Here is a 21,887-nt window from a genome sequence, read left to right as displayed (position 1 = left end):
CACACAAATTCAGTCTATGCAAACCCACAGTAATGGAGATTACCGCAAAATCATGACATGATATCGGTAAACCGTTCAATTCAAAACCATATGGGAGATCACCTGCCATGACCAGCGATCCATTATCCGGCAAAAAACTGGTTTTCACTTCACGCATTCCCATCCGCTGGGGCGATATGGATGCCATGGGTCATGTCAACAATGTCGTTTTCTTCCGGTATCTCGAGCAGGCACGCATCGAATGGTACTCTCATATCGGTCGTGGCGAAAAAGCCGGATCGGAAACTGTCGTCGTCCATTGCTACTGTACCTACTATGCCCCCCTTGTCTATCCCGGCGACATCGAAGTCAGGACATATGCCGGTTCTCCAGGACGTTCGAGTTTCGAAATCGTACAGGAAATCCGGCGCTGCGACGATCCGAAAACCGTCTGCGCCATCGGCGGCTCCAAAGTCGTCTGGATCGATCAGGCGACCGGCAAATCGACACCGCTTCCCGATGTCATACGACAGCTGATCACACCGTAACCGCCAGACGTGACATTTCGCGTCATATATCTGTCGCACGACAAACCAATCCCCGTCATGCCAGAAAATCGTTTACCGTTATCCTGTAACAATTTGATACGGCATGATGGCAAAACTTTATTTACACTGTGCATCCGGCGCCATCACTTGACCATGCACCGGTACTGTCTTCACGGGACCGCTATAATGTACGCCTTCATGGCCGGCTGCCGTGCAGAAAACCGCGAAAAAACCGTGCAGCAGCCAAAAAGCATCTCTTGCCATCACGCACGAGTGCCAGACATCAACCACACCGGACACGATTATGTTGCAGGAAGAAAACGACGCATTACGCCCAGGAGTATTTCCGTTCGGTGCCAAAGGGCTGATCATTTTTCTGGCATTTCTGAGTGCTTTCGTCCCGCTTTCGGTCGATTTGTATCTCCCCGCCATGCCGCGCATGGTCGATTTTTTCTCGACCACCCCTGAGCTGACGAACTTCACTCTCAGCTTTTTCATGCTGTTCTTTGCCATCTCCATGCTGTTGTGGGGACCGTTCACCGACAAATACGGCAGAAAACCGATCCTTTATCTGGGACTTGCACTTTACATAACAGGCAGTGTCGTATGCTTCATGGCGACCAGCATTTATCTGCTGATCGCCGGACGTGTCATCCAGGCCATCGGCAGCGGCGCCATCCAGTCTGTTTCCATGGCCATCGTCAAGGACAATTTCCGTGGACTGGTCATGGAACGCGTACTGGTCTGGATACAGACACTCACCATCTTATGTCCCATGCTGGCCCCCGTCGTCGGCGCGTTCCTGCTCAAATTCGTTTCATGGCGTGGTCTGTTTGTCGTACTGGCATCTTGCGGAATACTCGCGCTGATCATTTCCCTGTTTCTGAAAGAAACCCTGGAAAACCCGACGGCAGGTTCCGCATTCCAGTCCCTCGGACGGATCGGATTCGTCCTGGGCAACAAAGGCTATCTGGTTTTGCTCATCGTCTTTTCGCTCATGGTCATGCCGGTCATGTCGTTCCTGTCCACTTCCTCGTTCATCTACATCGACATGTTCGGCCTGAGCGCCGAAAAATACAGCTATTTCTTTGCCTTCAACGGCTGTTTCGCCATGCTTGCGCCACTTCTTTACATGCGTTTCCTGCGTCGCATTCCACGGGTGTTTTTCCTGACTCTCTGTTTCGTCTGCGTCGCCTTATCCGGCCTGATGATACTGTTTTTCGGCGCATGCAATCCGTTCGCTTTCGCACTGCTTTATGTGCCGGTCACTTTTTTCGGCAGTGCCTGCCGTCCTGCCGGCACCATGCTCATCATGAACCAGATGGATACCGACAACGGGACCGTCGGCTCCCTCTGGGGATGTGTCGCCCTGCTTTTCGGCAGCCTGTCCATGATGCTGTGTTCGCTCGACTGGCCGAATCTGACCATGGCGGTCGGCACCATCAGCCTGTGTGCCGGCACCTTGTGTACCCTCGTCTGGCTGGTAGCTGTCCTGCGCAAAATGTTCAGGATGCCATCCTGACATTTTCCTGCATGACATGGCCTGTTTTCGCAAGATACCCCGCTACGCAATGACACAAAAATACGAGACACAAAAAAACGGAAACATGATGTCATGTTTCCGTTCTGCGGCAAAAAACCCCACTCATTTGCCAAAAGCAAATGACCTTGAAAAAAACGTACCTGCCAATTGTCCGGTCAGATTACGGTGATATTGGAAGCCTGCTTGCCTTTCGGACCGGTCGTGATATCGAAAGAAACACGCTGGTTTTCTTTCAGGGATTTGAAACCGTCCGCCTTGATCGCCGAGAAATGGGCGAAAACATCTTCGCCGCCTTCATCGGGAGTGATGAATCCGAAGCCCTTGGCATCGTTAAACCATTTTACAGTACCTGTTGCCATTACATATTTCCTATTTCAATTAAACCCGGCTTGCGCCCTTACCATCGTCTGAAGCAAAAACAGAAATGACAGTCTTAGATACCGCACCGCTACCCGTACCTCAAAAACGACGTATTCCATCATAAACCATAATTCAAGACGTTACAGCACTTTTTCCGCATCCCATTGACCGCTGACAATTTTTTCCAGCCAAAAAGTGCCGATGACGGTTTTGACGTCGCTCACTTTCCCTTCTTTTACCCACCGCATCAGTTCATCCAGCGGTATTCTGCATGTCTGGATGAACTCTTCTTCATCGCAATGCGCCATCCCGGCTTTCAATCCTTGCGCCAGATAAACCACCAACCGTTCGTCAGAATACCCGATCGCATTATGAATCGTCGTCACGTACCGCCAGTCAGACGCCGTATAACCCGTTTCTTCTTCCAGCTCGCGCATCGCACTGGCCAGTGTATCTTCCCCCTTGTCGATTTTGCCGGCCGGGAACTCGACGAACACACGATGCAATGGATAACGGAACTGCCTCTCCACCAGCACGGTCTTGTCCTCGAACAACGGCAATATCACCACCGCACCGGGATGCCTGATATATTCACGCGTCGCCTCACCACCATCGGGCAAGCGGATTCTGTCCTTGCTCACATCGAAAAAACCGCCCTTGTAAACAACCCGACTGTCCAGCATCGTCTCTGTCAGCTCGTCATCCCGCCAATCATCCATCCCTTTTTCTTTCATGATTTTTCTTTCCTGCAAAATCCTCGCGAACCATCCGGCATCTTAATCCACCCATCCGTACCGTGAAACCGTTTCCCGCAAAAAACCTGTCGCCAGTTGCCGTATTCACCAGAAAATGCCGGCAAGGATACACTTGGCTGGACAGACTTTTGCCATACCGGCACCCGATCATATAGACTGTTTCTTTCACCAATTGCAAAACCGCATCATGTCCCAAGCACCTCTGGCCGAACGCATGCGTCCCAAAACACTCGACGATGTCGTCGGGCAACAGCATCTTCTTGGTGCAGGCAAGCCCCTGCGCACCGCCTTTGAATCCGGCGAACCGCACTCGATGATCCTGTGGGGCCCCCCCGGTGTCGGCAAAACGACACTGGCACGCCTGATGGCCGATGGCTTCAATGCGGAATTCATGGCACTCTCGGCGGTACTCTCCGGTGTGAAAGACATCCGCGATGCCGTCGAACGTGCCACCCTGATCCGCTCGAATTCCGGCCGACGTACCATCTTGTTCGTCGATGAAGTCCACCGCTTCAACAAAAGCCAGCAAGACGCCTTTTTGCCACACGTCGAAAGCGGCCTGTTCACTTTCATCGGCGCCACCACGGAAAACCCGTCCTTCGAAGTCAACAACGCCCTGCTTTCACGCGCCGCCGTTTACGTCCTCAAAGCGCTGGACGATACCGACCTCAAAACACTCATCACGCGTGCGCTGGAAAAAGAACTGCATGGCCTGTCGGTCTCTCCCGAAGCACAGGACATGCTCGTCATGAGCGCCGACGGCGATGCACGCCGTCTGCTCAACAATCTGGAAATCGCCGCACAAGCCGCCCTGGCGGCCGGAGAACAAACCGTCGATATACACCGCCTGCGAGAAACCCTCGGAGACGTCATGCGTCGCTTCGACAACAAGGGCGACAATTTCTACGACCAGATTTCCGCGCTCCACAAATCCGTCCGTGGTTCCAACCCCGACGCAGCCCTCTACTGGCTGGCACGAATGCTCGACGGCGGTGTCGATCCGCGCTATCTGGCACGGAGAATCATCCGCATGTCATGGGAAGACATCGGTCTGGCCGACCCGCGCGCCATCCAGATCGCCAACGATGCCGCCACTACCTACGAAAGACTTGGCAGCCCGGAAGGCGAACTGGCACTGGCACAAGCCGTCATTTACCTTTCCGTCGCCGCAAAAAGCAACGCCGGATACACCGCCTACAATCAGGCACGCGCCTTTGTCCGGAAAGACAAAAGCCGCGACGTCCCGATCCATTTGCGCAATGCTCCGACGAAACTCATGAAAGAACTGGGATACGGACACGAATACCGGTACGCGCACGACGAACCCAACGCCTATGCCGCAGGAGAAACCTACTTTCCGGACGACATGCCCGAAATGCGCTGGTACCGTCCGACACCCTACGGACTGGAAAAAAAGATCGGCGAAAAGCTGGACTGGCTGGCGGAACTGGACAGGAAAGCCGGCAAAAAAACACGGTGATACCGGCATATGGCATGATGCAAATCCCTGCCACCACGACAATCGAAAACCCGGCACGCTCACAAAATCACCGGTACAACCGTCAGCCAGTCATATCGCCTGCCTGTATCCTTCCATAATGGATAACGGCGCAACAGGAAATCCGTCCCGCAAACAGCGAAAAATCGCATCTGTTCAATAAAAACAAAAAGGGCATTCCCTGCGGAATGCCCTTTCAGGATAGAAGGCCGTGATGCCCGTCTCACACCCGTTTATTCAAACTGGTGTCCGAAGGTCACCATCACGCCTCTGGACTTCGCGTCATCCGATTTCCGGTAACCCGCTTGCAGGCCAAAGCTTGTGGCTTCTTTCTGCACTTCCAGTCCCAGCGTACCCTGCCAGGAAACGCTGTCCATCATGTCGGCTGTGGCACTGTCGGTCACACCCATACCCGGTACGCCGACCGTCGTGGAAACATCCTTGTCTCCGGCAGCCGGAATAACAGACAAATCGAATTTCGGTTTGACCGTCCAGCCGCTGGTCGAAACATAATCGCGACTCAGGGTCACACCGATCGGGAATTGCCACAGGTTCTGGCTGTCGCTGTCGGTATGGAATACCGTACCCAGTCCGTTATGCGTGCTGAACGAATCGGTTTCCAGATGCATGTACCGGATACCGATGTGTGGCGTAACATCCAGCGCTGTCGTTTTGAACTGGTATTCGCCACGGATACCGGCTGTCCAGATTTCCGTATCGACATCGGCTTTCAGGTTGCCGCCCAGTGCCTGCGACATATGCTGCTTCAGGTCATGGTCGCCCTTCATATAACCGACATCTGCAACAACATTGATGTTGTCGTTGTTCCAGCCGCCATACAGACTCAAACCATAGGTATCGTAGTCATTGTCCGTGTAGTTGAAGTTACCGTTGGAATTGCTGTCGCCTTTTCCGATATTCAGCGCACCGCCGATACGGAAGTAACCGTCAACAGCACCCTTCCAGGTGTAATCGGTACCGACCATGATGCCACCGAAGTTGTTTTCATAGTCGCTCGAGAACCCGCCGGCCTTCAGTCCACCGCTGTCACCATCACGATACAGCATGGAAACCCACAGATCCGCACCCTCCTTGTGCAGCGACGGCGCCCCCTTCTGGCTGACGTTGCTCGTCAGGGACAAATGTTCCTGCAAGGTATCGTTGACGGCATCCATGGCCTGGATGCTGGCCGCCTGGACACCGGCAGCCACTGCGATCTGCGCTGCACCGTTGATCTGACGGACGGCATCGGCATGGTTTACATACCGGCTGTCTGCCGCTCTGGACAGGAACGCGATGCCACCATTGGCGGAATTCACATCATTCACGCCGTTCTGCCAGATCCGGTTCATTCCGTTGACCGGTACGACTCCGGCAAACACATCGGCCGCATTGTTGGCGGTCGCAGCAACGGTATAGTTGCCGTTGGAGCCATTTTCCTTGACAGTCAGGGAAATCATGGCGTCGCCAGACGTCAGGTTCGTTCCCTGCCAGCCATCGCCATCCACGGTAACTGTCTGGAAGTCGTTCAGAATACCTACTTCCTGTCCGTTCTTGGCATTGACCACATGCAAAGCAGCTTTGTCAGCGACCGTTGCCGTACTGCTGCCGTCACCACTGATCGCCGCCTGATCGCCGGTACCGATACCGGTTGCATCGACTATCAGCATCGAATTGTCGGCAAATGTCGCAGTATTGGGTTGCATACTGACTGAACTGATCGTATCCGGCGTCTGCGAGCCATCGATGTAAATGGCTCCCAGAGCAGCATCCAGTTTCTGCGGTGCAGCGATTGCCAACGCAGCGGTGATGTCATTGGGTCCCCAGACTCTTCCGGAACTTGCAAAGGCCTGCTGCGCCCAGTCTGTCGTATCGGTACCCAATACATACATCGAATTCCGTATACCGGCGAGCTTGCCGTCAATAGCCCCATTTGTCCAGGAAGCAATTGCCGTCTTCGACGCGCCTTCGATACCGACCCCGTCAACCCAGTCCGGATCCAGAATCATCGTGCCGCCGCCGAGGCTCAGCGAACCGATCGACATATTGCCGGCAGACTGGTCGTTACCGACATTGATGACCGAGGTGGCACTGCCCGTCAGGGTATCGACATTCATGTCACCTGCCACATTGACCTGGGATGCACCAGTCAGCGTCACATCGTTGGCATTCAGTGTCGCGCCATCGTTGACATTGACTTTACCGCCGTCCACATTGACAGCACCAGTGACGCCGTATTCCGCGCCATTGACGTTGACCGTTCCGGTTTCGCCGACCGTTACCGTGCCATTGAGCGTTCCGCCATTGGCTGCCACATCGCTACCCAGATTCAGGGTTCCGCCACCCATCGGGCCATGACCGACATCGATATTGGCTGTTCCGGTATCGGTCTTGACAAGATCACTGCCGTCACCGGTCAGCGTCAGCGATTTGCCCCCCGTCACCAGTACGGCTTCGCCACCGTTATCCAGCGTCAGGGTCTGCGCACCCAGCGAATTGTTGTGCGTTTCGGCATCGGTGTAATCATTGCCGTTCACGTCTCCCGTCGGCACCGTATTGGCACCGACGACCAGGCCGGTACCGTTATCTGCAACGACGTCCACCGTCGCCAGTCCCAGTCCGGCTCCATCCAGATCGCCGACACTGACCGGACCGGTCTGGCCGACCAGTTCACCCAGCATGGTTACGTTAGTCGCATTATTGTTGTTGATGGCATTGGCGACCGACTTGGCGTAATCCAGATTGTATTTCGCATCGGTCAGCGCCAGTTCACCGCCGGTGTACGTAACGCCTGCTTCCGTTTTCAGACCGACGGCATCGGTCACCGTACCATCGGCATCCAGCGCGGCTTGCATGACCTGATCCGAACCGGTCTGCAATGTACCGGTCTTCAGATTGATGGCGTTGGCATTGGCATGAATGGTTGCTGCGACCAGTTTGCCGCCATCGATATCAACTGTACCTTTACCGGTAATGCCGCCGTCGAGTACCGTTTCACCGGAAGCGACAGTGACCGTACCGTCATTGTAGATATCGTTGGCGACACCGTTGGCGGTATTGCCGCTGAACGTATTCGTTCCGTTGAAGACGATTTCGCTACCTTTGGTATTGTAGATCGCGCCGCCTTCTGCCGTTGCCGAGTTGCCGGTGAACGTCGAGTCGGAAATCGCGATACGTGCTGCAGCGGTCGTAGTTGCCGCTACCTTGCCGCTATACTCGTTATAGATGGCGCCGCCATAAATCGCCTTGTTGTTTTCGAACTGCGTACCGGCAACCGTGACACGTACCGGATCGGTCTTGCTGCCGTAGAACGCATTGCGGATCGCGCCGCCTTTTCCGGTATATTCCTGCTGCTGTGCTTCCGTCAGTGATGCCACATCGACGCCCAGCGCTTCGTTGTTTTTGAATACGGAATTGCTGATTTCCAGTTTGGCGGCCTTGTTGTTGCCCAGATCGCCTTTTCGGGTATCGATCGCGCCACCGGACGATGTCAGCGACTTGTTGCCGTCGAACGTCGTGCGATCGATCACCGTATCGCTTTCCGCACCGATGAACATGGCGCCGCCGCCATCCGTATCGCTGACTGCCGTATTGCCGTTAAAGGACGAATCGGAGATCGTCACGGTACGCATGGCGGAAATCGCACCGCCGGCATTGGCCATATTGTCCGTGAATTCCGAATTCGTGATATTGAGCTCATCGGTTTTATCCGTCTGTGCAGTAGGAACATGCAACTGGCTGATCGCACCACCCTGTCCGGCCGAGTTCGACACGAACTGCGTATTGTCGATATTCAGGACACCGCCACCATATGCAATGGCACCGCCCTGGCTCCATAAGATTTCGTTCGGCGCACTGACATTGTTGCCGATATAACCTGCAGTGTTGTTCGTAAAGGTCGAATCCTTGATCGTGGCGTCGGTTTCACCGCTGTTATTGATATACATCGCACCGCCGCGATTTTCCATGCCATCGACTGCGACCGTATTGCTATCGAAAGTCGTGCCGGTGATGGACAACCCTGCATTTTCAGCATAAATGGCGCCGCCGATTTCACCGGCTGCATTGCCATTGAACGCGGAATTTTCGATGGTTGCCGATCCTGCATAATCCGCACCGCTGGCATCGCCCTGAACATATACTGCACCACCCTGCAAACCGGCTTTGTTGCCGCTGAACGTGGTGTCGGCGACATTCAGCGCCGTGTACTGCGACGCGATCGCGCCACCATAATTTCCGGCTTCATTGCCGTTGAACTGCGAGCCGGAAATCGTCACGCCGTGACCATCGAGCGCATAGTACTGGCCTGCGAAGATCGCACCGCCCCAGCTGCCTGCCTTGTTGTTTTCAAACGTCGTACCCGTGATTTCCGTTCTGGAATCACCGGCATAAATCGCGCCGCCCAGCGAACCGGCCACGTTACCCGAGAAACGGGTACCGGAGCCGATGGTCATTTCCGCTACGTTTTTCGTATCCGTATCCAGATAAATGGCGCCACCTGACGACCATGCAACATCACCGGACGCATTGTAGCCATTGTTTTCAAAAACGACGTTTTCGCCGATATTCAGCGAACCGCCGTTCCAGGACGCAATCGCACCGCCAGCCGAACGCATCTCGCGATCAGTCGAATCACTGACCGGCTGATCCAGCTTGTTGCCGACGAACTGCACACCGTTTCCGATGGTTACATCACCACCGTCGTTGTAAATCGCGCCACCGCCGTAGTTTTGCGCGGTGGAAACGTTATCCCTGAATACGGCGCCTTCCCCGACATTCAGATCACCCTTGTCGTTATAGATGGCGCCGCCGTTCTGTGCGGTATTGCCGACAAAGGACGAATTGCCTTCTATGGACAGATCATACTGTTCCGAATAAACAGCGCCGCCTTTGGCAGCATTGTTTCCGGAAAAGCTCACATTGTTCAGTGTTGCACTACCCTGCACATCAAAGGCATTCTGGTTCATCAGGGAAAGCGCACCACCCTGGTTGACCGCTGTATTTCCGGTAAATTCAGTATCAGACACCAAGTGTTGGTTCGCCGCAGTTCCCAGATTTCCGTCGTTCCATAATGTCATCGCACCGCCTGCGTTGGTGCTGGAATTACCTTCAAAACGACTGTTGGAAACATTGACGCCGGACTTGCTGATATATTCAAGACCGCTTGCTTCCTTGTACAGGTTCGAAACGACACCATAAAAATTGTCTGTCTGTCCGGTTGCAGATACCGTTATCACTCCGTTTTGCAGTGAATACTGGAGATTGTCCCCCTGCGCAGCCTGCGTCAACAATTGATTGCCGTCATAACTGATTTGTGTCCGTTCGCTGGCTAATGGCTCCGCCATCGTCACGCCTGACAATCCCATCATGGCAGCGACAGAAGCTGCAAGAACTGCTGTCTTGACGCTCTTGGGTTTTCCTCGCGTCATGCTGTTCTCATCGCACACCATGTATGATGCACGCACCTCGTTCCAAACCACTTTGAATACCTTGTTCATTGACTCTCCTTGATTCGGTATATCCACCGTCTGATTCCGTAACCGGACTCAATAATAAACCAAATACGCTAAAATTTTTCTAATTATTTTGCATATTACGTCTAATTCTAATCTGAAAAGTTACTCGATCACAATATTCAAACGGTCATTGGTTGTAGCGAAGAAACATCCGGAAAACACCGTAAACGGTCACGGCAACCAGAAAAATCCGTGCTTTACGGCCGGGAAAGAGAGAAATAAAAAAGGGAAAAGCAGCAAGGCTGCTTCATATCGAAAAAGTATATTGATAAAAAAAACCGGCGCCATACGCCTTATTGTTCTTTTTACCGACATAAATGACGCCATGTCCGAAAAGGTCGTGCCATGCTTGTGAACTGACGTTGTCTTTCCGGGCAATCAAGGCCTGACATGCCGGTATGATTGGCATAACCTCTGCGGTCGTCAATGCGATGCTGACGGATCGTCCATCCGGTACCACACCATATGCCGCATTCAGGCAAAAAAAAAGGACCCGGAATCCTTTTCCCGGGTCCCCTTCTTCAGGTGCATCTGGTTTAAATAACACCCTGTGCCAGCATTGCATCCGCAACTTTGACAAAACCGGCGATGTTGGCGCCGCTGATATAACTGACCGTTCCGTCAGGACGAGTACCGTATTTGACACATGCATTGTGAATGTTTTTCATGATTTCGTTCAAATGCCGATCCACTTCTTCGCGCGTCCAGGACAGGCGAATGGCGTTTTGCGACATTTCCAGACCCGACGTCGCGACACCGCCTGCATTGCTTGCCTTGCCGGGAGCGTACAGAATGCGTGCTTCTTCGAACAGCTTGGCTGCTTCGATGGTGGAAGGCATGTTGGCACCTTCTGCGACGCAGATCACACCATTCTTGATCAATGCCTTGGCATCGTTTTCGTCCAGTTCGTTCTGCGTTGCGCATGGCAAAGCGATATCGACAGGAACGTACCACGGTCTTGCTTTCGGGAAGAACTGTGCACCGATCTGTTCTGCATATTCGCTGCAACGTCCATACTGGACATTCTTGATTTCCATCAGTTTTGCCAGTTTTTCCGGCGTAAAGCCTGCTTCATCGACAACCGTACCACCCGAGTCGGAAACCGTGACGACCTTGGCGCCCAGCTGCATGGCTTTTTCAACCGCATACTGTGCGACATTGCCGGATCCCGAAACGGAAACACGCATACCCTTGATATCCTTGCCGGCACGTTTGAGCATTTCTTCCACGAAATAGACAGTACCGTATCCGGTTGCTTCCGGACGGATCAGGGAACCGCCGAAAGAGAGGCCTTTACCGGTGAATACACAGTCTGTACGGTTTGCCAGTTTCTTGTACATACCTGCCATGAAACCGACTTCACGTCCACCGACGCCGATGTCACCTGCCGGAACGTCCGTATCGGCTCCGACGTGACGATACAGTTCGGATACGAAAGCCTGGCAGAAACGCATGATTTCGTTGTCGCTCTTGCCCTTCGGATCGAAATCGGAACCGCCCTTGCCGGCACCCATCGGCAGTGTCGTCAGCGCATTCTTGAACGTCTGTTCGAACGCCAGGAATTTCAGGATGGACAGGTTGACGGAAGGATGGAAGCGCAAACCGCCCTTGTACGGACCGATCGCGGAACTGTGCTGGATACGGTAACCACGATTGACCTGTACTTCTCCCTTGTCATCGACCCAGGAAACACGGAACTGGATGATACGTTCCGGTTCTACCAGACGACGCAGCAGATTCTGGTCTGCATACTTCGGATTTTTTTCAATGAAGGGCCACAGGCTTTCCATGACTTCCGTGACTGCCTGATGGAATTCAGGCTGGTTGGGATCGCGCTGTCTGACGCCTTCCAAAAACTCTTCAAGACTCTGTTTCATTGAAACATCCAATCAAAAAATTAACAATCAAAGAATGCTGCGGCAAAACACCACCCTGCCATTCTCATGGCATCACAGGCGTACCACTCTGTTTGCCGACGCTTTTCCCATTATGGGCTGTTTATTTTGCCTTTTACGGGACGTTAATTATTGCAAGATAATGCACGCAAGTAAATGCGGGAAAAAGCATTATCTTGTTTTGACGAACCGTTTTACCGTCTTTTCCGTCGGCAACGCCAGAACCCGCACTGCATGCATTCGGCACGTCTTCCGCCCGTAACGACGATCATCCGCATACGGCCGTTATGGCATGCACACCATTAAATTTATCCAAAGAAGCGGCAAGTTGTTACAATGTATTTTTTGTCACTACCATTCTTACCATGATCGACATTCAGCTCCTTCGCAAGGATATTGATGCTGTCGCGGCCAGACTGAAAACCCGCAATTTCGAACTGGACGTTGCCACCTTCAACACACTGGAAGCAAAACGCCGCCAGTTGCAAACCCAAACGGAAGAAATGCAGGCACGCCGCAATGCGCTTTCCAAACAGATCGGCATTCTCAAAAGCAAAAAGGAAGACACTTCCGCTGTGATGGCCGAGGTAGGCAGTATCGGCAACCAGCTCAAGGCCAATGAAACGGCACTTTCCGAATTGCAGGCACGTCTGTCCGAATTCATGCTGTCCATTCCGAATCTGCCGCATGAATCCGTTCCCGTCGGCCCTGATGAATCCGCCAATGTGGAAGTCCGTCGTGTCGGGACGCCACGCACTTTCGATTTCGAAATCCGGGATCATGTGGATATCGGCGCACCGCTCGGACTGGACTTCGAAACCGCCGGCAAACTGACCGGCGCACGGTTTTGCGTCATGCGCGGCAACATGGCCCGCCTGCATCGCGCGCTTGCACAGTTCATGCTGGATGTCCAGACGACGGAACATGGTTATACCGAATGCTACACCCCGTATATCGTCAATGCCGACAGTCTTTACGGTACTGGCCAGTTGCCGAAGTTCGCCGATGACCTGTTCGCTGCCAGAAAAGGCGGCCAGAACGGCGAAAATGAAAACCTGTATCTGATTCCGACCGCCGAAGTCACACTGACCAATACGGTACGCGGCGAAATCATTTCTGCAGACCAGCTGCCGATCAAACTGACGGCACATACTCCCTGCTTTCGTTCGGAAGCCGGCAGCTATGGTCGCGACACCCGCGGCATGATCCGGCAACACCAGTTCGACAAGGTTGAAATGGTACAAATCGTCCATCCGGAAAAATCCTATGAAACGCTGGAAGAAATGGTGAAAAACGCCGGACGGATTCTCGAAAAACTGGGACTGCCTTATCGTGTCGTCGCCCTTTCGACCGGGGATATGGGTTTTTCCGCAGCAAAAACCTACGATCTGGAAGTCTGGCTGCCCGCACAAAACACTTATCGTGAAATTTCGTCCGTTTCAAACTGCGAGGCATTTCAGGCTCGCCGCATGCAGGCCCGTTTCCGCAACGACAAGGGACGCCCCGAACTGGTGCATACCCTGAACGGATCGGGGCTTGCCGTAGGACGGACACTGGTAGCGCTGCTGGAAAACTTCCAGCAGGCCGACGGCAGCGTGACGATTCCGACCGCATTGCAACCCTATATGGGCGGTCTGACCCGGCTGACGCCTCCTGCCGCCGCGAAAAAATAACCGAAGGCTTACGATTGCCATATTGGCTGGCATCCTCACAAAAAAGCCATCCTGCTATACAGGATGGCTTTTCTTTTGACGTCTTACCGCGACATATCCCGCATACGGCAACTCCCGTAAAATGCCCGAACCTGCGGCGACGTCATGCCATCATCCGTGGATGACAGCAATCACGGCTTCCTTTTCCGCTCAGTAACCGACTGCCAGTCCGTCGCCGCGCGGATCGGTCGCACTGTAACGCAAGCCGGTTTCCGGATCGATCATGATCGCTCCGGCATGCCCCATGGCATCGGTATAATCATCGACACGTGCGACCGGATGACCTCGCCGTTTCATATCGTCCAGCACCTCTTGCGGAATACGACCTTCCATCTTCAGATCATTGGATGCTGCCCCCCATGTCCGGCCATGCAGCCAGCGGGGTGCCGCTACGGCATCTTGCGGGAACATACCGAAATCGACGATACGGGTCGCAATCGCCGCCTGAGTTTGCGGCTGCCCTTCCCCCCCCATGGTGCCATAGACCAGGAAGGGCTTGCCATCCTTAAGCAACATCGCGGCATTCAGTGTATGGAAAGTCCGTTTGCCGGGTTCCAGATGATTGACGTGTGCCGGATCAAGCGAGAAGAAACTGCCGCGGTTCTGCAACAACACGCCGGTTCCCCCGGCAACGATACCGGAACCGAAATCATGGTAAATGCTCTGGATGAGTGAAACAGCATTGCCATCCTTGTCCACGACACCGATCCAGACGGTATCGCCTTTGGGATCAAGCGGTTTGACGGTGGCAGCCGCCCTGTTCATATCGATACGCGCAGCCTGATCCTTGCCGTGCTGGACAGACAACAGATAATCCAGCGGAATCGGAGAAAACTTCGGATCGGTCAGATATTTGTCACGATCGGCGAAAGCCTGCTTGGTGGCTTCGACCATGACATGATAATAGTCCGCCGTTCCTTCACCAAGTTTGGCGACATCGATATTGTTCAGGATATTGAGAATTTCCAGCGATGCCATACCCTGTGTATTGGGCGGCAGATTGTAGGCTGTATAGCCACGGTATTGAACCTTCAGCGGATCAACCCAGTCCGCCGTATGGCTGGCGAAATCTTTCAGCGTCAGCACCCCGCCGTTTTTCTCCAGATCCGCCACGATCTTTTCTGCGATCTCGCCACGATAAAAAACATCGGCACCCTTCTGTGCGATCAGTTCGTAAGTCCCGGCCAATTCAGGCAACTTCATGACTTCGCCGACCTTGTAGGGAGAACCGTCAGGTTTCAGATAAGTCTGTCTGAAACCGTCGAAACGCTGTAGATTCCTGAATTCGGAATCGGCCGGATCGACATTGATGGCTTCCCATCGTGCCAGCGACGGTGTGACGGGAAAACCGTCACGCGCATAGAGAATGGCGCTGTCGAAAAGCGATTTCCATGGCAAGCCGGGATTGCTCATGGTTTCATGTGCATACCGGTAAGCGGCATCCCATCCGGATACCGTACCTGGTACCGTATTGGCAGCCAGATACCCTCTTGACGGAATCTTGTCGTAGCCTTTTTGCCTGTAAAACCCGATGCTGGCTTTCTCACCCGCCCTGCCGCTGGCATTGAGTGCCCTGACTTCTTTCGTCTTCGCATTGTAGATCAGCCAGAAATTGTCCCCGCCCAGCGTGGTCATCTGCGGATAGACCACATTCATCGTGGATGCCACGGCAATCGCCGCATCGACGGCATTGCCGCCTTTTTTCAGGACATCCAGACCGGAAACCGACGCCAGATAATTGGGAGATGTCACCGCACCATACCGGGTAACGGGATTGATGCACCGCGACGGGGTATCGCAATATTTCCCCGGAGATTTTTCGGCGGATACCGTATTGGCCGCCAACAAACAGGATAACGCCATAACCGACACCATAAAAATTTTCAATCGTTTTCGCATGAAACGCCTCCAATGATAGATGAAAACTGTGAAGATTTCCCGTCGAAAACGCCATGCATGATTCATGCCAGATCATTACCCTGCCATCACGACACCAACCACATACCGGCAAACCACCCTATTGCCTGCTGCGTTCCGCGCCCTATCATATTCCCTGCCAATACACGGACATTTTTTCTGTCATGCCGCTTATTGCTCCATCCAAAATGGTTTATAGTAACCGCTTTCCGTTTCGGCCTTTATGTTGCCTGCCGGAACATACCTTCCAACCGGATATCGAAAAACATCCATGCTGAAATCAATCTGTATTTACTGCGGCTCATCGATGGGCGCCTCCGAATTGTATGCAGACGCAATGCGCCAGCTGGCCCGTGAAATGATCAACGAAAACATCGCGCTGGTCTATGGCGGCGGCAAGGTGGGGCTGATGGGCATTCTTGCCGATGAAATGATCCATCTCGGTGGCGAAGTCACCGGTGTCATTCCGAAAGATCTGATGGACAAGGAACTGGCTCACGAAGAGCTGACGCGACTTTACATCGTCAAGGACATGCACGAGCGCAAAGCCCTGATGGCGGATCTGGCAAACGGTTTCATCGCCGCTCCCGGCGGTATCGGTACGATGGAAGAGTTGTTCGAGACATCCGCATGGTTCCAGTTGGGATTGCATGACAAACCGATCGGCATTTTCAACGTCAACAATTACTACGACTGCCTCATCGATCTGGTCAACCATTTCGCCAGCGAAGGTTTCGCGCAGGAAAAATACTCCGAATCGCTGGTGATCGAATCCGATCCGAAAGAATTGCTGAACCGTCTCCGAATCGCTGCGACCCCGAAAGAAAAACCGGCCCGCGCACCGGGCCGGTTCCTGATCTAGCCAAGCACCCGCATTGCCTGTTCCAGATCGGCGATCAGGTCTTGCGGGTCTTCCAGCCCGATATAGAACCGGATCAGCTGATGTTGCCTGTCCGTCCAGTCGCGCCTGTCAGGACGGATACGGTACGGAACGGCCAGGCTGTGCGTTCCGCCCCAACTGAATCCCAGACCGAACAGTTTCAACGATTCGAGAAACCGGTCGGTCTGTGCTTCGGAATAACGTTCATCGAACAATACCGAAAACAGACCGCTGGCTCCCGTGAAATCCCGCAGGAAACAATCGTGTCCCGGACAATCCGGAAAAGCCGGGTGCAATACCCTGCTGATTTCGGGACGTTCCTTGAGCCAGCGTGCAACCTGCATTGCGGATTCACCACTCTTTTCAAAACGTACTTTCATCGACGACAGGCTGCGCAACACCATATAGGCATCGTCGGCACCGACCCCCATCCCGAGACGCATATGCGCCATGCTGATACGGCGAAACAATTCTTCATCACGCGTGATGACGGCCCCCATCAGCAAATCGGAAGCTCCGCCCTGATATTTTGTCACGGCCTGCACAACGATATCGGCACCATGTCCGAACGCGTCGAACGCCAGCCCGGCCGACCAGGTATTATCCAGCACGACAAGTGCTTCCCTGTCGTGTGCTGCACGGCAAATCGCCGGAATATCCGGCACTTCCATCGTGACCGAACCCGGTGTTTCCGTCCAGACAAGACGGGTGTTTTCTCGCAACATGCCGGCGATACCCTCACCCGCCATCGGATCGTAATACCGCACACTGACCCCGAAATCCCGTGCCAGCCAGTCACCCAGCTCCCGGTTCGGGTTATAGATGTTTTCCGGTATCAGCACATCGTCACCACTTTTGAGAAAGGCGAAATCGACGATCGTGATCGCCGCCAGACCGCTCGGTGCCAGAACGGCATGTTTCCCGCCCTCGATTTCGGCCAGTTGTGCTTCCAGCGTGAAAGTGGTCGGCGTGCCATGCAATCCGTAGGTATAGGAATCCCGTCCGATCCACTGACGTGAACGCAAGGCATCCACACTGTCGAACAATACCGTCGAAGCACGGTATGTCGGCTCCGGAAAAGCGCGAAATCCTGACGGTGCGACATAGTCACTGTGATTGATTCGTGTATCTTTTGAAAAGAGTTTGCTCATGACATCCTCACTTGTTTTTTGTGCTATCGCCCCGCCTTGCGTCTGGCTGAAGAAGGCTGCATTTCCCCCCACAAATCGTGGGCATCCGCGTCCTGAACGAGTACATCGACAAATTCGCCAGGCAACAGTTTGCGCCGCATTCCCTTCGGCTTGCGGACATATACGACCCCATCGATTTCCGGTGCATCGGCAAACGACCGGCCGACCGCGCCACCCCTGACGGTTTCATCGACCAACACTCGCACGGTTTTCCCGATTTTCGCCTGCAAGCGTTCGTGCGATATGCTTTCCTGCAATTGCATCAGGCGTGTACGTCTTTCTTCCCTGATTCCATCAGGTAGCGCACCCGGCAAATCGTTGGCCTGTGCGCCTTCCACCGGTGAATAGGCAAAACATCCCAGCCGATCGATTTGCGCTTCCCTGAGAAAATCCAGCAGGTATTCGAATTCCGCTTCCGTCTCACCCGGGAAACCGGTGATGAATGTGGAGCGGATAGTGATATCCGGACACATTCTCCGCCATGATGCGATCTGTTCAAGATGTCTTTCCCCGCTGGCCGGCCGTTTCATGCGCCTGAGGACATCGGGATGGGCATGCTGGAACGGCACATCCAGATACGGCACGATACCGCCATCGTTCATCAATTCCAGCAAATCATCGACATGCGGATAGGGATAAATATAGTGCAGGCGTACCCATGCATCATATTTTCGCGCCAGCTTGCCAAGCTGCCTTGCCAGATCCGTAATATGCGTTTTGACAGGGCGTCCCTTCCAGAACCCTGTCCTGAACCGGATATCCAGACCATACGCACCAGTATCCTGCGAGATGACCAGCAACTCTTTCACACCCGAGGCAAAGAGCATTTCAGCCTCATCGAGTACCTTGCCGACAGGATACGATACCAGCGGCCCGCGCAAGTCGGGAATGATGCAAAACGTACAGTGATGCGCACACCCCTCGGAAATTTTCAGATAGGCATAATGCCGTGGCGTCAGCTTGATACCTTGTGGCGGCACAAGATCGACGAAAGGTTCATGCGGACGCGGCAGATAACGATGCACGGCATCCATGACTTCTTCTACCGAATCCGGCCCTGTCACGGCAAGTACATCCGGCAACAGCTGTTTGACAAGCCTGTTTCCCTGCGGGTCTCTTTTTGCGCCAAGACAACCTGTCACGATAACCTTGCCGTTTTCGCTCAACGCTTCCGAAATCGCTTCCAGCGACTCTTCCTGTGCCGCGGTGATGAAACCGCAGGTATTGACGATGACCAGTCCGGCATCTTCATAGGTTTCCGCCGTCTCATATCCTTCCGCACGCAACCGTGTCAGAATCCTTTCCGAATCGACCAGCGCTTTCGGGCATCCCAGCGACACGAATCCGATCGTTTTCTGTTTATCCATTTTCACTCACTGAAGTACCGCGCCATCGTCTGCCATCAACGATGGCGACATTCCACACTTTTTATCTGCCGACCGATTTGTCGATCCAGATACCGGTCGCCATTCTGCCTGTCACTCCGTCGCGCCGGTAAGAATAAAAACGCGATTCGTCGGAGAGCGTACAAAAACCGCCACCATAAACTTGCATGACGCCTGCATGACGCAAGGACAACCGTGCCAGCGCATAAATATCGGCCAGATATTTTCCATCCTTTTCCGTACGTCTTTCAAACGCGACCGACAACCGTCCGTCTTTTTGCAAAAAGGCTTCCCGCACATCCTCACCGACCTCAAAGGCATCCGGACCGATGGCAGGTCCCAGCCATGCCATGATATCCGCACCGTTTTTTTCGCTGATAGCCCCTACTGCATTTTCCAGCACACCGGCAGCCAGTCCGCGCCAGCCTGCATGTGCGGCCGCGACGGCTTTCCCGTCATGACGGCAAAGCAATACCGGAAGACAATCCGCCGTCATAATGACACACACCACACCCGGGCAGCATGCAAACGAGGCATCCGCATCCGGTACATCGCCGGCAAGGGAAGCATCGACGACACGGTTGCCATGCACCTGATTGAGCCAGACCGGTTCGGAGGGAAGGAAACGCCTTAGCCGTGCCCTGTTTTCCAGCACAATGCGTGCGTCATCTCCCACATGCAGTCCCAGATTGAGCCCACCATCCTTTTTTTCACGTCCATGGTACGGCGCCATGCTCAATCCGCCGGAACGCAAGGTGGAAAAAGCCCTGACACAGGCAGGTGCCGGCCAGTCAGGAATAATCGGATTCATACCATTGATCCTTTTCGGAAATCATCGCCTGTTTCAGCAACTCGCGCATGTCGTCCGGCAATCGCGCGACCCACTCGCACAGCCTGTTTTCTTCCGGATGTATCAGTCCAAGCCGGAAAGCATGCAGCGCCTGACGATGAAAAACCACCGGGGCACGCGCCTTGCCATACAGCGGATCGCCGACCAGCGGAAATCCCGCAAACTGCATATGCACCCTGATTTGATGGGTTCTTCCCGTTTCCAGCCGGCATTTTATCAAGCTGACCGGACTGCCGTGACAAAGACCGGTTTCCAGACACCTGAAATGCGTCACGGCCGGCTTGCCGGACGCGGTCTGCACGACAGCCATTCGCACCCTGTCTCTCGGATGTCGCCCAACAGGCTGGTCGACCGTACCCGATGCCGGCGCTTCTCCCCACACCAGTGCAAAATATTCCCGCCTGACATCCCGTGCCTGCAACTGCCGGACAAGATGTGTTTGTGCTTCCAGTGTTTTCGCCACCACCATCAATCCGCTGGTTTCCTTGTCGAGCCGGTGTACGATACCGGCTCTGGGTATGGTGGCATTCCCCGGAAAACGATGCAATATGCCGTTCAAAAGTGTTTTCGACCAGTTTCCCGCTGCCGGATGGACAACCAATCCGGCTGGCTTGTCGACGACGACAAGCGCCTTGTCCTCGAACACCACAGGAAAATCGACAGGTTCCGGCGTAAACGCCAGTTCTTCTTCCGCCAGCTGTGGCCATACCATAACGGTTTCATCGCCGACCATATTCTGTCTGGCCACAGCTGGCTTGCCATCGACCGTAACATGTCCGTCGGCAATCCACTTCTGGATACGGCTTCGCGAATATCGGGAAAGCCGTCTGGCAAGAATCTTGTCCAGCCGCTCACCTCCTTCTTTCAGTGATAAAACAAACCTGACCGGTTCCTGTTCTGTTAATATCTCATCTTCGTCCGTTACCAGCAGGTTTTCAGGCGAACGATCCGTTTTTTCGATCACAGTAAATCCTATCGGCTATAATTCTGAAATTAAACGTTTTTCCGGCCTATTTGCCATCTGCCAACATCATGCGAAAGAATCTGTTAAAGCTGTTTGCCGTATTTCTGGCCATTTCACTTTCGGCCTGCGGCATGCTTCCTGACAAAATCGACGAAACAGCATCCTGGCCCGCAGGCAAATTGTATCGCGAAGCAAAAGAAGAAATGCGTGGCGGCAATTACGAAAAAGCCATCGAATACTACGAAAAACTCGAATCCCGTTATCCCTTCGGCGTTTTCGCGCAACAGGCACAAATCGATATCGCCTATGCCTATTACCGCGACAACGAACCGGCACAGGCACTGGCAGCGGTCGAACGTTTCATCAAACTGCACCCGAACCACCCGAACATCGATTATATGTATTATCTGCGCGGTCTGATCAACTTCAACGACCGTGTCGGCCTGATGAACTTCGCCTTCCGGCAGGATCTCTCCGAACGTGACCCGAAAGCCGCACAGGACGCTTTCGACTCGTTCAAACTGCTGGTGACACGCTACCCGGACAGTGTTTACTCAAAAGATGCGATTTACCGCATGCGTTATCTTGTCACCATGCTGGCGAAATACGAAGTGCATGTGGCGAAATACTATTTCAGACGTGGGGCTTATCTCGCTGCGGCAAACCGTGCACAACGCACCATCACCAATTATCCTGATTCTGCCGTCGTCGAGGAAGCACTCTATATCCTGGCCGAATCGTACAAGAAACTGGGTCTGTACGACCTGAGCAACGATGCCAACCGGATTTTCCAGCAGAATTTCCCGAACAGCAAGATTCCATACGGCGGCGAGGCCGAGGATAACCCATGGTGGCAGTTCTGGTAATACTTGAACAAAAATCTTCGCTACCCGGA

At 53.8% G+C, this 21,887-nt stretch carries 15 protein-coding genes; 6 read left to right on the top strand and 9 right to left on the bottom strand.

Going from position 1 to position 21,887, the window contains the following annotated elements:
- Positions 1 to 107: 107 nt before the first annotated feature.
- Positions 108 to 527 (top strand): acyl-CoA thioesterase, encoded by a 420-nt coding sequence (locus NAI64_RS00480; protein ID WP_269296748.1) that lies wholly within the window; start codon positions 108 to 110, stop codon positions 525 to 527.
- A 304-nt stretch (positions 528 to 831) separates the two neighbouring features.
- On the top strand, positions 832 to 2,049 hold the full coding sequence (locus tag NAI64_RS00475; RefSeq protein ID WP_269296746.1) for an MFS transporter: 1,218 nt from the start codon (positions 832 to 834) through the stop codon (positions 2,047 to 2,049).
- A gap of 176 nt (positions 2,050 to 2,225) precedes the next feature.
- On the opposite strand, the gene NAI64_RS00470 is transcribed toward NAI64_RS00475, so the two are convergent.
- Both NAI64_RS00470 and NAI64_RS00465 read right to left on the bottom strand, forming a co-directional pair.
- The gene (locus NAI64_RS00470; protein ID WP_269296744.1) at positions 2,226 to 2,429 is read right to left on the bottom strand and encodes a cold-shock protein; all 204 of its coding nucleotides are present in this window, start codon (positions 2,427 to 2,429) and stop codon (positions 2,226 to 2,228) included.
- Positions 2,430 to 2,570: 141 nt separating this feature from the next.
- Positions 2,571 to 3,164, bottom strand: a complete 594-nt coding sequence (locus tag NAI64_RS00465; RefSeq protein WP_269296742.1) for an NUDIX domain-containing protein — start codon at positions 3,162 to 3,164, stop codon at positions 2,571 to 2,573.
- 208 nt (positions 3,165 to 3,372) lie between these two features.
- On the opposite strand from NAI64_RS00465, the gene NAI64_RS00460 reads away from it, so the two are divergent.
- Complete coding sequence (locus NAI64_RS00460; RefSeq protein ID WP_269296741.1) at positions 3,373 to 4,665, top strand: replication-associated recombination protein A; 1,293 nt, start codon at positions 3,373 to 3,375, stop codon at positions 4,663 to 4,665.
- Between the two features lie 251 nt (positions 4,666 to 4,916).
- Here NAI64_RS00460 and NAI64_RS00455 read toward each other — a convergent pair whose 3' ends face one another.
- Together NAI64_RS00455 and gdhA are read right to left on the bottom strand one after the other, a co-directional pair.
- Positions 4,917 to 10,181 carry an ESPR-type extended signal peptide-containing protein gene (locus NAI64_RS00455; RefSeq protein ID WP_269296739.1) on the bottom strand — a complete coding sequence of 1,755 codons (5,265 nt, stop codon included), beginning with the start codon at positions 10,179 to 10,181 and terminating at the stop codon, positions 4,917 to 4,919.
- 554 nt (positions 10,182 to 10,735) lie between these two features.
- Positions 10,736 to 12,076 carry an NADP-specific glutamate dehydrogenase gene (gene gdhA, locus NAI64_RS00450; RefSeq protein ID WP_269296737.1) on the bottom strand — a complete coding sequence of 447 codons (1,341 nt, stop codon included), beginning with the start codon at positions 12,074 to 12,076 and terminating at the stop codon, positions 10,736 to 10,738.
- A gap of 383 nt (positions 12,077 to 12,459) precedes the next feature.
- On the opposite strand from gdhA, the gene serS reads away from it, so the two are divergent.
- Complete coding sequence (serS, locus tag NAI64_RS00445; RefSeq protein WP_269296735.1) at positions 12,460 to 13,767, top strand: serine--tRNA ligase; 1,308 nt, start codon at positions 12,460 to 12,462, stop codon at positions 13,765 to 13,767.
- 189 nt (positions 13,768 to 13,956) lie between these two features.
- On the opposite strand, the gene ggt is transcribed toward serS, so the two are convergent.
- Positions 13,957 to 15,669, bottom strand: a complete 1,713-nt coding sequence (ggt, locus tag NAI64_RS00440; protein WP_269296733.1) for a gamma-glutamyltransferase — start codon at positions 15,667 to 15,669, stop codon at positions 13,957 to 13,959.
- 325 nt (positions 15,670 to 15,994) lie between these two features.
- On the opposite strand from ggt, the gene NAI64_RS00435 reads away from it, so the two are divergent.
- Positions 15,995 to 16,585, top strand: coding sequence for an LOG family protein (locus NAI64_RS00435; RefSeq protein ID WP_269296730.1), 591 nt, complete (start codon positions 15,995 to 15,997; stop codon positions 16,583 to 16,585).
- On the opposite strand, the gene NAI64_RS00430 is transcribed toward NAI64_RS00435, so the two are convergent.
- From NAI64_RS00430 to NAI64_RS00415, 4 genes are all read right to left on the bottom strand, one after another.
- On the bottom strand, positions 16,582 to 17,754 hold the full coding sequence (locus NAI64_RS00430) for a cystathionine beta-lyase (RefSeq protein ID WP_269296728.1): 1,173 nt from the start codon (positions 17,752 to 17,754) through the stop codon (positions 16,582 to 16,584). The two genes, NAI64_RS00435 and NAI64_RS00430, sit on opposite strands and share 4 nt — an antisense overlap.
- A 23-nt stretch (positions 17,755 to 17,777) precedes the next feature.
- Complete coding sequence (gene rimO, locus NAI64_RS00425) at positions 17,778 to 19,160, bottom strand: 30S ribosomal protein S12 methylthiotransferase RimO (RefSeq protein ID WP_269296726.1); 1,383 nt, start codon at positions 19,158 to 19,160, stop codon at positions 17,778 to 17,780.
- 61 nt (positions 19,161 to 19,221) lie between these two features.
- The gene (gene pgeF / locus NAI64_RS00420) at positions 19,222 to 19,989 is read right to left on the bottom strand and encodes a peptidoglycan editing factor PgeF (RefSeq protein WP_269296724.1); all 768 of its coding nucleotides are present in this window, start codon (positions 19,987 to 19,989) and stop codon (positions 19,222 to 19,224) included.
- Positions 19,970 to 20,992 (bottom strand): RluA family pseudouridine synthase, encoded by a 1,023-nt coding sequence (locus tag NAI64_RS00415; protein WP_269296722.1) that lies wholly within the window; start codon positions 20,990 to 20,992, stop codon positions 19,970 to 19,972. The genes pgeF and NAI64_RS00415 overlap by 20 nt, the downstream gene beginning before the upstream one ends.
- A gap of 68 nt (positions 20,993 to 21,060) precedes the next feature.
- Between NAI64_RS00415 and NAI64_RS00410 the strand changes: the two genes are divergently transcribed.
- Positions 21,061 to 21,858: an outer membrane protein assembly factor BamD gene (locus NAI64_RS00410; protein WP_269296720.1), complete on the top strand. Its 798-nt coding sequence runs from the start codon at positions 21,061 to 21,063 to the stop codon at positions 21,856 to 21,858.
- Positions 21,859 to 21,887 lie beyond the last annotated feature (29 nt).

The sequence above is a fragment of the Oxalobacter paeniformigenes genome, assembly GCF_027158465.1.
GTDB classification, from domain to species: Bacteria; Pseudomonadota; Gammaproteobacteria; order Burkholderiales; family Burkholderiaceae_D; genus Oxalobacter; species Oxalobacter paeniformigenes.
Note: the sequence above shows the minus strand (reverse complement) of the source record. Positions and strands in the feature narration are given on the sequence as shown.